The sequence below is a fragment of the Clostridium sp. DL1XJH146 genome (assembly GCF_054819755.1).
The window spans coordinates 24751-37103 of record NZ_JBTVVN010000014.1; the positions used below are offsets into that span (position 1 = coordinate 24751).

Consider the following 12353-nt stretch of genomic DNA (forward strand, 5'->3'; position numbering starts at 1 on the left):
TTTCTATTTTTGACTTTTTAGTATATAAATTTACATTTTGTTTACATAATTATATTATTTCTATTTTCTTCTATATGTTATTTTTATGTAATCTTTAATTCAAGTATATTCACAAAAATAAACTTTTTTTCTGAATATTAAATTGTTTTTTTAATTTTATTAATTTTTTTTTCGAATTATACAAATTTCAACAGATTAATATAAAAAAATATGCTAAAATTACTATATAATAATTTTAAGCTAAATTAATACTTAGTTTATTTAAAAAAGGAGTTGAAAAAATGAGTACAATAAATTTTAATGAAAATTCACTTGATGAAAACCCTCAAGATAATAGATATCTGACCTTTACAGTTGGAAATGAATTTTATGGTGTTGAGATAATAAACGTTATAGAAATAGTTGGAATCCAAACTATCATTAAACTTCCTGAAGTGCCTGAATATATAAAAGGCATAATCAATTTAAGAGATAAAATCATTCCTGTAATGGATTGTCGATTAAGATTCAAAAAAGCTTCTATAAACTATAATGATCGTACATGCATTGTTGTTATAAATATAGGAGATACAAATCTTGGACTTATTATTGATAGCGTATCAGAGGTTACTTCTATTCCTGAGGATAAAATTGTCCCTCCACCAAATTTAAGCAAAGAAGGACGGAAATATATTAAAGGTATAGGCAAGGACGATAAACAAATTGTTTTGCTTTTAGATTGTGAAGAACTTCTAAATGAAGATGAGAAATTCAATCTAGTAAATCAAATATAAACTAATCGGAGGAAAATTATGAAATGGTTTAAGAATTTAAAAATATCAGTAAAACTAGTTGGTGCATTTATTTTTATAGCAATAATTGCAGGCGTTGTAGGTGGAGTAGGCGTATTCGAAATAGAAAAATTAGACGCTAGTGATACAGAAATGTATGAGAATATGACAGTTCCTGTTGCAACTACTGCTCAAATGGCTAAGTTGTTTCAACGAATCAGAGTAAATACTAGGGATATGATACTAGAAAACGAAGCGACTGAAATTAATGCCAGATATAGTGATATTGATACAATAATAGAAGAATTAGATACTTTATCAAGTGATTTTGATGAAACTATTCTTTCTGATGAAATGCGCACAGCTTTTGATGATTTTATGGGTACACGCGCTGATTTCAGGTCATCTTTAGACGAGTTATATCAATTATGTATACAAAATAAAGATGAAGAAGCTTTTGCTTTAATCAAAGATGATATGCGCGTTGCCGCAGATGCTGAAAAAGATGCTATTGATCTTTTAGCTTCTATGAAAGTAGAAGATGCTTATAATAAATCAATTGCTAATAAATCAATTGCTAATAATGCTTCGTTAACAATGATTATACTTAGTTTTTTTGCTATTTTTATAGCTATAGTTCTAGGTATATTTATCTCTAATTCCATTATAGTAAAACCACTTAAAAAGATTTTAGTTTCAGCAAATTCAATAGCTGAAGGCGACCTAGATATTTCTATAGATATAAATTCAAAAGATGAAATTGGAGAACTTGCAACAGCCTTCACTACTATGTCCAATAATGTAAATGATGTTTTGACCAATATAAATTCCGCCTCAGAGCAGGTGTCTTCTGGAGCAAAACAAGTATCTGATTCTAGCATATCCTTATCTCAGGGTGCTACCGAGCAAGCTAGTTCAGTGGAACAACTTACAGGCTCTATTGAAGAAATTGCATCTCAAACTAAACAAAATGCAGAAGATGCATCACACGCTAAAGAAATTGCTAATACAACCCAAATAGCTGCTACTGATGGAACACATCAAATGAAAGATATGCTATCAGCTATGTCAGATATCAATGATTCTTCTAACAATATTTCAAAAATCATAAAAGTAATAGATGATATCGCCTTCCAAACTAACATACTAGCTTTAAATGCTGCAGTTGAAGCTGCAAGAGCCGGAGAACACGGCAGAGGATTTGCTGTAGTTGCAGAAGAAGTAAGAAATCTAGCAGCACGTTCAGCAGATGCAGCCAAAGAAACAACAACTATGATAGAAAATTCTATTAAAAAAGTTGAAGATGGAGCTAAAATAGCTAATACTACTTCAGATGCTCTTAGAAAAATAGTAGAAGGTATTTCGAAAGTAAATGGATTAATTTCAAATATTGCAATAGCTTCAAATGAACAAGCTATTGGAGTAGAGCAGGTAAATCTAGGAATTAATCAAATAGCCGAAGTTGTACAAACTACCTCAGCTACCTCAGAAGAAACAGCATCCGCTAGTGAAGAACTCTCAAGTCAAGCTGAACTATTAAAAGAACAAGTACAAACATTTAAATTAAAAACCACTAGTGAATTATATTCTGATAAAGACTTTAACAATATAAATCCAGAAGTATTGAAAATGCTTGATAATATGCACTCTACTAAAACATCTGATTCTAGTGCTACGATTTATAAAGAAGCAAATAAAACAGTTTCCAAAAAAATTAATTTAAATGATTCAGAATTTGGTAAGTATTAATTACTAAGCAAGAAGAAGTAATTGTATAAAAAAACTCATAAAAATTTTTGTATAAAATGAATAAAAAAACTCCTTCCTATAAATACTTTACATGATATAGTATACAAGAAGGAGTTTTTTTATATGTGAAATTTGTCTAAAAATTTAACTATTTTGAAAAACCTGTAAATGAAAGCATCAATCCACCACATGTGTTTATTCCATCATCTTCATAACCATATTAACCAAAAGTAAATTCAGCTATGAAAGGTACATCACCTGCTGCATTTTTAATTTGTTTTGCAACCTCATCAATTCTATCACCTATTCCAGCACGACGTCCACCACAGTGTACAAGATGAAAAGCACCTGCAGGTACACCTAATTTTTCTTATGTTTCTTCTAAAACACTTTCCGCAGATTCTATGCAGTTTATCTACTTTCTTGCCACTCCATTTCGCATATTTCTTAAGAGCTGGCTCACCATCTGCAAAAGCTCCCCCTTATATGTAAATATCTTCTATTCTCCAGAAATTGAATTATCGTCAGCACTTCCTCCAAAGAATGGTATACAATCAATTACATCAGTAATTCCTTTAAGATAGTATTCTTCTTCTCCTGGGGGTGCAACAATATGAAAATAATCTGGAGAAGTAGTTTTTCCTGCTGATAGTGCTTTTTTTGCAATTTCCTCACCAGTTAAACGAGCTTTTTCTCCTTTTGCTTGTCCTGCTACTCCAACAACCATATCATCATCTGCCATAGCCATAATTCCAACAAAAGTATCACCACCAACAAAACCTTTTGGTATAATTATACCAATAAAGGAGGTATTAATTATTTCAACTGCGCCTCTAATACTTTTTCTAAAGAGCTTCCTATTCCTTCTAACTTAATTAATTTGTCAATTAGATACTGAAGTGTATCATTATCGCTCCATTTAGAAACAATTCCAATTTCTTCTTCACTTAGAAATCCAGCCTCATAACATTTAATTATAAAACCTATAAATGAACCTAAAGAAATAGTATCCACACCAACACGATTAGCTTTATCATTAATTAGTGCAATAGCCATTAAATCATCTATTAATAGTCCAGACCCAATCATTCCAAGAGTTTCATACTCAGGACCATTACCATCTAGAACTGTACCATCAGGTAATGTTATATGGATATGCCTATGACAACCTACAGGACCTATATTTGAAGTATTAATTCTCTTATCCCCTAATTTTTTTTTGATAATGCTCCCAGTTTCTACGGCATCTTTGACCCATTCATTTGATACATCTTTGCATTACCCGGAAAATTTAATGCCTGCATAAATCCTAAAGCAAATATTATCTTATTCTCTGGTGAAAGTGGATCTACTTTTGGCTTAACCTCGTCTAGGATAATTTTAGCTCCCAGAGCTGCTCCGCCCAGCAATAATTTAAGGTATTTTTCATCAATTGAATCTATCGTAAATGTATTATCTGTAAGGTTTATTCTTAGCAGCTTTTTCCAATAACCTTACATAAACTTACCTCCTTTATATTTGATATTAATAATATAATTGTGTCCTTGCCAAATACGGGAGGCATAATAATTTCCATTCATACTCAATGGCACGGTTACCATAAATATATTTTAGGTAATACGGCTCGGACATTCTTACTTTAATATAATTATATAGAAATTATTTTAGTGCTTAACATTAATGTAATCTTTTACTATAGCCATGTCAATTTTCAAGTTCCATATAGTGGATTGTGTGTTTCACCTATTGTAACAAAATAACAAGAAAAAGATAATCTTAAAGAAATACTAACAGATCAAAATGGCCCAAATGAAGATTTGTATTCATACTATTTCTATTTTGTTAGTATGATTTTTATGCTTATCTCTAACAACTTTACTATATTCTTCTATTTGCATTTGTATTTCAATATAACTAGGATTAGATTCAGCTTTTTTTAGTTCTGCTTTTTCCTTTATAATTCGTTCATTTTGTTCTTCTAACCTCTTTGCCTCATTCATATTTTCTTGTATTATATCTATTTTACAACTGTTTAATTTTTCAATTACATTTTTATAAACACCAAGATTATTAATGTCAATTTTCATCCTATATATTCTATTATTATAAATATTTTAAATTTTCAGGCTCATAATTATGGATATTATAACATATATATCCTTTTTAAAATATTATTATCCACTATCTAATCTGCAGTATACAAACATTGTTATATTTGATATGATTTACTCTATATGTTATACTAAAGTATGTTTTTGCATTAAAATTGTACTTATAAAATGTTTGTTTATATTAACATCTAATTATTCATTAAATTTCTGGGGGACTTAGTATATTATGAAACAATTTAAAATTTCTAAACTAATAACTACTTTTATTGGATTTGGACTTGCATTTTACGTTGCAGATAAAATAACCAATTATTTTGATATTGTATATAATGATTTTTTATCATTAAACTATCTTATATATTTGCTAATATCGGTGACAACGCTAGTAACATTTGAATTTATATTTTCTAAAATTAGAGATAAATACAGAAAAATCAAAGACTCTAAACAACAAAAAAAATAGCTTTTTTAGATATTTTTTTGTTGTCTATTAATATTTATAATAAAATTATCAATTATCATATAATAACAATTTGTAGTAAGTATAAACTAGTCATCTTTCTTTGATTTATGCTTACGAGCTAAAGATACACTCCCAAAACCACTTATAATTGCAATGTAAAAACCAAAATCATACCACCAACCTGTATTAGCAACTTCATAAATTCTTATATCTCTACTGAAAAATCCTAAAACAACAGAAATTGGGGCAACCCAACCATGCCAAATCCCCCAAATGAAACCTGCTGGGTTATCAGAAGTACATCTACCATCTCCTGGAACACATCCTGTTAAGGTAAGCGTAACTAATATAAAAATTAAACTTAACAAAAATATTTTCTTTTTCATAATACCTCCTTTATAAATTACCTTCAAAATAATCAAATACATTTATATTTTTAAAATGTATTCTTACAAAGCAATGAAATATCAAACTTCTCATTACCTATTTTATTATTTTATTTTGGGCTTTTATCGTAACCCTTAATAAAATTATTATAAATTATTTACAGTAAAAAACAACATTAATTTAAACCTATCAATACGGTGTAGCTTCAAAAGCGAATACTATACTATATCATTTTTACCACATCTAAGTAATACTACCCCTATAACGATAGTACTAAAATAAATAAAAGGATATAAATAAATTTTAACATAATCAACATAGGGCAATACTCTAAAATACATCACAAACCACCTAAAACTGGAGAAATATATAGCCGAAATCAAAAATAGTTGACCTTCTTTTAGTCTTAATCTATTTTTTAATAATAATATAATAATTACAAATAATAGTGCAAATCCACCTTCAAATAATTGCGTTGGATAAACTTTCATATTACTAATTGTTTGCACAAATTTTGACCCAAATAATTTATTTATTTCCGAACTATAGTTATTAGGGAACCTGACTCCTAAAACTGAATTTGTATAAATCCCACCACAACATCCATTTAGAAAACAGCCTATTCTCATTATAAAAAAACTAATCATAAAAGGAATAGTTAAAATATCTAAAAAAACTTTGATATTTTTTTTCATAATCTTATTTATTAATATAACTATTATAAGTGAACTAATAATGCCACCATAAAGAGAAAAATGTGCTACTTTCAGTGTAAAAAAACTTATCTTGTTCATCTTAAAATAATTATAATTTACTATATAATTTAATGCTCTTGCACCTATTAGAAAAGAAATTATTACAGTAGAATAATTAAACACTATTTCTTTCCATAAATAATTATTTTTCCTCAAGAAATAGCATGACAATAGAAAACCTATTGTCATGCTTAAAATCATAAAAGTAGAATAACTTCTTAATACTATATTTCGTCCGAAAATCTCCAAAAATATATTAGGATGCATAATTTCTCCTTTTTTTGTTATAATTTTATACATAATAATATTTCTAGTTAGTTAATGGTTTTTTAGCTTTCAAGTCGCTTGAAAGCTTTATTTCTCCACCTTCTGGAATTACTTTTATTTCTAAATCTCCTTGCAATGTCACTCCATTATTAGCTCCCTCAGATTTTTCATAAGCTGCTTTTAATGTTGCAGCATATACTGCAGTAGTTTCCTCTTGACTCATAGTAACATTTATATTGATCACTCCATTTTCGTAAGTGAAATTTAACATAACTCCATCAAGAATATTATCATCACCTGAAAACTCTACAGTTCCACTATTCTCATCACTCTTTACTAAATTAAATTGAGCAGGTTTGGTTTGTCCTTCTAATTCCTGAATCATTGCAATTACATCTAAGTCGCAACCCTCTGAATTTTCTGATGTATCATTTTCTGCCATCTGTATTAATGAATCAGATATGGAAATATCTTTTATATACATATTTGAGTCTGCCCATGTTCCAACTAATTCATCTAAAGTAGGAACTTCTTCCTTTAAATCTATTGTTAGTTCAGGAGGCTCAACTATAAAATCTAAAGTTTTCTCTGCAGTTTCTTCTCCAGGAGGAACTAATTCAATCTGCGTTGGTTTCCCTGCCATTACATGTCCTAGTATTCTAAATTTCAAAGTACATTTACCTTGATCATCTATAACAGTGGCCCACTTTTCTGGGTCTTCTACATTATCTGATAAAGGAGCTATTCTAGCTGTATAACCACTATATTTAGATTTTTCTTTTTTCTCTTCTGCTCCTGTATCTACAATATTTATAGTCATAACCTTATTTAATTCATCCTTAATTAAATCTAATTGTTTAGTTACTTCTTGTTGTTGCTGTAACTTGAGCTTTTTCCCTATTTGAGCAAAAACAGGTTGTAGATATCCTGTAAATAATTCATATTTATGATTTTCTGAGATTTCTTTTTTCATCTCTTCATTTAGTCCGCCACCACCAGTAAATCCATTTTCCATAGCCTTATCCTGATAAAAAGCGACCATTGTTTCATCTTGCCAAAACATATTGCAATATTTATCTACTTCTTGCATAATAATATCATTTAATTCTTCAGTTGATTTAGCCTGTTCTGTAAGAGCCAACATTATTTTATACCAATCTTTTGGAGAACGTTTGGCCTCTCCTTCTTGTTCATAATATAATTTATATGCTTCAGAATATATATCTTTTCTCCCTTGCTTCGCTTCATTTAAAAAACTGCTTAAAGCATAATCAATAAAATAAACTCCTACAAAGCTTGAACGGAGAATATAAGAACCCCATTTAGATATCGCAAAATTGGCTCCATTTTTTAGTGCATTATAAACAAAACCTGCTTGGTCTCCATTGGAAAGGTCTACAGCCGCCTGTGCTATTGCTACCCCTAAACCTAAATTTGTAAATGCATTAGACATATTTGTAGCAAAAGCAGAACCATATATTCCTTCTTCGAAGGTTAATACTACCCCAATATCACTAAATGAACTACTAATCCAAGATGTCCCTAATTCTAAAGCTGAAGAACCTGGTTGCATATTATTATCTATTGCTTCATTTATAACCCTAATATAATCTTCCATAGAATTTGAATCTGTAAAAAGTGCTTGATTTGCACATATTACTTTAGCTGCCCTTGTATTCTCATTATTAACAATAAAGGCCCCATAGATTGAAAGATGGTCTGTTGTAATAGTTATGGTTTCGTCCTCTTCATTGATTTCATAAACTACAGGCTCCCACGCTTTAGTTTCTTCATTATAGTAACCTGCACCAACACTTTCAGCAACAGTCATTCCTTCTTCAATTTTGCTCTTATCATAAGGCAAAACTATTTCTAGAACTCCTGCTAGTTCTTCTTCTGTATCTATAGAAAAATTGTAAGCATCAGCTTCAATTTCTCCTAAAACTGGTGGAACCTCAACTTTTTCAATAGAGCACTCTGCTTCCTCTTCTAGTGTCAATGATGATATTTTTATCTTGCCACCGTCGAATTCTGCTTCAAGATTATCCTGACTCAATGTTTGAATCTTTGTTTCTACCTCATTCTTAGAGCATCCTGCTAAAATCGAAAAAGTCATGCATAATACAACAATTATAGCTACTAGTTTTTTAATAATAAAACCTCCCCCTATGAAAATTTTATATTTGTCTAATATACTGTTAAATGACTTTTGACTCGTATCAAAACGTATGAATTTATTACCAGATGAATTTGTTCTCGGATTTTAATGAAAGGTTATTTATAGGCATAAGACTTGCTTTTATGGTAATTTGTATTATTTTAACTTTCAGTACAATTATATATTACATTTGTTAATATTTCAATTATTAGTATTATTTATTAACTAAAAACATAAAAAATACCACATATATAATAATATATTAATAAATATATTATTATATATATTAAAATACCCACTAAATTCTTATATAGACTTTAGTGAGTATCTTTTAGTTTTAATTATTTTTAATCCTTTTGGAGAAGAAATAAAGGAAAGTACCTAAAATCACAAACAGAATTCCTATCAAAAACATTAACTCATTATCAAATAATACACCTGTTTTTGGAAGAACATTTTCGCTACTGTTAATTTTTTCTTCAGTAATCGCTTTATTTTCTTTTTTCATCTCAAAGTTATATTGTACTAGTTCCTCATTAACTATAATTGTTTCACTAATAAATGTTTCATATCCTGATTTAACTGATACAATATAGTAATCAGTATTTGGAAACACCATGTATGCATATTGCCCTAAGTAATTACTAAATTGAGGGTTCGCATTATCAGAAGGCTCGAATCCTTTAATTATAGGAAGGTCTACTTCTGTATCTGGTATTTTCCCTGAATCAATATTTCTTTGAGTATTAGCATAATAAAGTACTACCTTAGCTCCTTCAATAACCTCTCTAGTATCAGCATCAGTTATTATCCCATATGGATCTATAAGTATTGTACTTATATTTATTTCACCATTGGACTTAACTGTTACTTTAGATTCACCAACAACTATTTCTTCGCCATTTCCTAAAGAATATGTTACTGCCAAATCATAAGTCTTGCCCTTTTCCAGTCCATCAGCTTGATATAAAGAATTACTATTTAAAGAAGCAGCATACTTAATATTACCTTCACTGTCCCTTATTTTAACAGTATACTTATCGTATTCCTCTAATGCTTTTGTGCTTTCATCTGGAGTTTTTATTAATACTAAACCACCAATAGAGTTACCAGCGTCAAAGATATCCGACCCTACTCCAGTAATACTCCCTATAGGACATGATTGATTAAAGGTTACTTCTTTAATTTCATTGCCTATTTTAACTGGTTTCGTAATAAACACATCATAGTTGACATTTCCTTTTGGCACAGCTATTTTATACTTGCCATCAGCTGCTGTTATCATTTTAGCATAAAAATCAACTATTCCATCTCCATCAAAGTCTTTTGAAACTTCAACAATTGCACCTTCGACAGGAAATTTTAGATCGTTGTCTATTACTATACCTTGAATACTACTTGGCTCAAAAGTGACTTGTAACTCATTATAAGCATATAAATTTTTAGAACTATCAATTACTTTTGCTTTTACTAATTCAACTACACTTTCAATACCTTCAATTTTAGGAGCTTTAAATGTGATTTCAGCAATTCCATTTTCATCGGTAATTGCTGTTTTACCATCTGGGAAACTTCCAAAACTTGCATTAAATTTAACTTCTACTCCTATTACTGGTTCATTATTTGAATCAAATATATTTGTAGTTAATATAGCAGTTTCCACTCCATTACCTACAATACTTGTTGGATTTGAAGTTAATGTTATAAATACAGTACTTTCATGATGAATAACATTAATATTTACCATTGCTACATTTGAATCTAATGTTCCATCGCTAATGCTGTAAGTAAAACTATCAGTTCCGTTGTAGTCTGCATCTGGTGTGTAAATGTAATTGCCCTCTCCAGTTACACTTACTGAACCATGTGATGGGTCTGTTATTTTACTGTAAGTTAAACTTTCTCCATCTACATCTCTACCTACAAGATTACCTTCTTTTTCTGTATCTTCATCTGTAGTTAATATACCATCACTTGCTATTGGTGCTGTATTTTCTACTAGCTTCCAAACTGAGTAAGCAATAGTACTTTGTGTACTAGGTGTACCAACGCCACTGTCTGTACCTGTTACTTTTACTCGAATATATTTGTGTGCTTCAGTAGCTGTTATTTCAAAACTACTACTTATTGCTCCAGCTATATTCTCTGAATCAGTACCATTAATATCTTTAGCAATTTCCCACTTATATTCATAAGAAATTTCTGATGTTCCTGATACATCTGTATCAATTATATCGTTCCAAGTTCCTTTATCAGCAGTTAATTCTTGTCCTACTTTCATTGTTCCTGAATAACTTGGTACTACAGTATTTACTGGTGCATCATTTAAAGCATTAACAGTTATTGTTATTGTTGATATATTTGAGTCTAATTCTCCTTCATTTGAATATGAAGCTCCATCATTCACTTTGAAAGTAAAGCTATCAGTTCCATTATAGTTTGCATTTGGAGTATAAGTGTAACTTCCATCTGCTCTAACTATAACTGAACCATGTAATGGATCATCTACTTTACTGTAAGTTAATATATCTCCAACTCCATTTGCATCTCTGTCTACATCACTACCTATAAGATTTCCTGATTTTACAGTATCTTCGTCTGTAGTTAATGTACCATTACTTGCTATTGGTGCATCATTCACTGCATTAACTGTTATTGTTATTGTAGCTACATTTGAATCTAATGCTCCTCCAACTGAAACTGCAACTCCATCATTAACTTTAAAGGTAAAACTATCTTCTCCATTATAGTTTGCATTAGGTGTATATGTGTAACTTCCATTAGCATTTACTACAACTGTTCCATGTGATGGGTCTGTTACTTTACTGTAAGTTAATGTATCCCCATCTGCATCATTACCTACAAGATTTCCTGTTTTTTCAGTATCTTCTTCTGTAGTTAATATACCATCACTTGCTATTGGAGCCGTATTTTCTACTAACTTCCAAACTGAATAAGCAATAGTACTTTGTGTACTATGTGGACCAACTCCACTATCTGTCCCTGTTACTTTTACTCTAATATATTTGTGTGCTTCAGCAGCTGTTATTTCAAAACTGCTACTTATCGCTCCATCTATATTCGCTGAATCAGTACCATTAATATCTGTAGCAACTTCCCACTGATATTCATAGGAAATTTCTGATGTTCCTGATACATCTGTATCAATAATATCGTTCCAAGTTCCTTTATCAGCAGTCAATTCTTGTCCTACTTTCATTGTTCCTGAATAACTTGGTACTACAGTATTTACTGGTGCATCATTTAAAGCATTAACAGTTATTGTTATTGTTGCTACATTTGAATCTAGTGCTCCTCCAACTGAAGCTGCAACTCCATCATTAACTTTAAAGGTAAAACTATCTTCTCCGTTAAAGTTTGCATTAGGTGTATATGTGTAGCTTCCGTTAGCATTTACTACAACTGTTCCATGTGATGGGTCTGTTACTTTGATATAAGTTAAGCTATCTAAATCTACATCACTACCTGCTAATTGTGCTGATTTTGCTGTATCCTCATCAGTTGTTAAAGTACTTTCTTCTGCAATTGGTGCTGTATTTTCTACTAGCCTCCACACTGAATATGCACTTGAACTTTCTGTACTTGGTGTACCAACTCCATCGTCTGTTGCTGTTAATTTTAGGCGGATATATTTGTGTGCCTCAGCATTTGTGATAGCAGCCATATACCCTA

At 30.2% G+C, this 12353-nt stretch carries 11 protein-coding genes, 1 pseudogene and 1 riboswitch; of the genes and pseudogenes, 3 read left to right on the plus strand and 9 right to left on the minus strand.

The genetic code is table 11. The annotated features are described in order from the left end of the window. The first annotated feature begins 281 nt into the window (after positions 1-281). Together ACVHXK_RS08635 and ACVHXK_RS08640 are read left to right on the plus strand one after the other, a co-directional pair. A complete protein-coding gene (locus ACVHXK_RS08635) occupies positions 282-773 on the plus strand; it encodes a chemotaxis protein CheW (RefSeq protein WP_461205980.1) in 492 nt (163 codons plus the stop codon). A gap of 18 nt (positions 774-791) precedes the next feature. Further along, entirely contained in the window at positions 792-2519 is a 1728-nt protein-coding gene (locus tag ACVHXK_RS08640; RefSeq protein WP_461205981.1) for a methyl-accepting chemotaxis protein, read from the plus strand. 220 nt (positions 2520-2739) lie between these two features. On the opposite strand, the pseudogene ACVHXK_RS08645 reads toward ACVHXK_RS08640, so the two are convergent. The 5 genes and pseudogenes from ACVHXK_RS08645 to ACVHXK_RS08665 all read right to left on the minus strand — a co-directional run. After that, positions 2740-2853 (minus strand): annotated as a pseudogene (locus ACVHXK_RS08645) (hypothetical protein); the annotation flags it as partial. Positions 2854-3018: 165 nt separating this feature from the next. Beyond that, positions 3019-3357, minus strand: a complete 339-nt coding sequence (locus tag ACVHXK_RS08650; protein ID WP_461206035.1) for an FIST N-terminal domain-containing protein — start codon at positions 3355-3357, stop codon at positions 3019-3021. After that, positions 3336-3746, minus strand: coding sequence for an aldehyde ferredoxin oxidoreductase C-terminal domain-containing protein (locus ACVHXK_RS08655; protein WP_461206036.1), 411 nt, complete (start codon positions 3744-3746; stop codon positions 3336-3338). Before ACVHXK_RS08655 ends, ACVHXK_RS08650 begins: the two co-directional genes overlap by 22 nt. Before the next feature lie 11 nt (positions 3747-3757). Further along, the gene (locus ACVHXK_RS08660) at positions 3758-3997 is read right to left on the minus strand and encodes an aldehyde ferredoxin oxidoreductase N-terminal domain-containing protein (protein ID WP_461206037.1); all 240 of its coding nucleotides are present in this window, start codon (positions 3995-3997) and stop codon (positions 3758-3760) included. Between the two features lie 46 nt (positions 3998-4043). Then, positions 4044-4161: riboswitch (molybdenum cofactor riboswitch) on the minus strand. A 181-nt stretch (positions 4162-4342) separates the two neighbouring features. Continuing rightward, on the minus strand, positions 4343-4606 hold the full coding sequence (locus ACVHXK_RS08665) for a hypothetical protein (protein ID WP_461205982.1): 264 nt from the start codon (positions 4604-4606) through the stop codon (positions 4343-4345). Between the two features lie 250 nt (positions 4607-4856). Here ACVHXK_RS08665 and ACVHXK_RS08670 point away from each other — a divergent pair, with 250 nt between their 5' ends. After that, on the plus strand, positions 4857-5093 hold the full coding sequence (locus tag ACVHXK_RS08670) for a hypothetical protein (RefSeq protein ID WP_461205983.1): 237 nt from the start codon (positions 4857-4859) through the stop codon (positions 5091-5093). An 86-nt stretch (positions 5094-5179) separates the two neighbouring features. Here the strand turns inward: ACVHXK_RS08670 and ACVHXK_RS08675 are convergent, their stop codons facing one another. The 4 genes from ACVHXK_RS08675 to ACVHXK_RS08690 all read right to left on the minus strand — a co-directional run bounded on the left by ACVHXK_RS08675 (position 5180) and on the right by ACVHXK_RS08690 (position 12345). Then, positions 5180-5479 (minus strand): hypothetical protein, encoded by a 300-nt coding sequence (locus ACVHXK_RS08675; RefSeq protein WP_461205984.1) that lies wholly within the window; start codon positions 5477-5479, stop codon positions 5180-5182. A gap of 219 nt (positions 5480-5698) precedes the next feature. Beyond that, positions 5699-6502 (minus strand): prolipoprotein diacylglyceryl transferase family protein, encoded by an 804-nt coding sequence (locus tag ACVHXK_RS08680; RefSeq protein ID WP_461205985.1) that lies wholly within the window; start codon positions 6500-6502, stop codon positions 5699-5701. Positions 6503-6545: 43 nt separating this feature from the next. Further along, a complete protein-coding gene (locus ACVHXK_RS08685) occupies positions 6546-8618 on the minus strand; it encodes a hypothetical protein (protein WP_461205986.1) in 2073 nt (690 codons plus the stop codon). 379 nt (positions 8619-8997) lie between these two features. Continuing rightward, positions 8998-12345: an Ig-like domain-containing protein gene (locus ACVHXK_RS08690; RefSeq protein ID WP_461205987.1), complete on the minus strand. Its 3348-nt coding sequence runs from the start codon at positions 12343-12345 to the stop codon at positions 8998-9000. Positions 12346-12353 lie beyond the last annotated feature (8 nt).

Coding starts and splice junctions, on each gene's coding strand:
- ACVHXK_RS08680 (WP_461205985.1), bottom strand. CDS start 6,502: ATGCATCCTAATATATTTTTGGAGATTTTCGGACGAAATATAGTATTA.
- ACVHXK_RS08685 (WP_461205986.1), bottom strand. CDS start 8,618: ATGACTTTTTCGATTTTAGCAGGATGCTCTAAGAATGAGGTAGAAACA.
- ACVHXK_RS08640 (WP_461205981.1), top strand. CDS start 792: ATGAAATGGTTTAAGAATTTAAAAATATCAGTAAAACTAGTTGGTGCA.
- ACVHXK_RS08665 (WP_461205982.1), bottom strand. CDS start 4,606: ATGAAAATTGACATTAATAATCTTGGTGTTTATAAAAATGTAATTGAA.
- ACVHXK_RS08690 (WP_461205987.1), bottom strand. CDS start 12,345: ATGGCTGCTATCACAAATGCTGAGGCACACAAATATATCCGCCTAAAA.
- ACVHXK_RS08635 (WP_461205980.1), top strand. CDS start 282: ATGAGTACAATAAATTTTAATGAAAATTCACTTGATGAAAACCCTCAA.
- ACVHXK_RS08670 (WP_461205983.1), top strand. CDS start 4,857: ATGAAACAATTTAAAATTTCTAAACTAATAACTACTTTTATTGGATTT.
- ACVHXK_RS08675 (WP_461205984.1), bottom strand. CDS start 5,479: ATGAAAAAGAAAATATTTTTGTTAAGTTTAATTTTTATATTAGTTACG.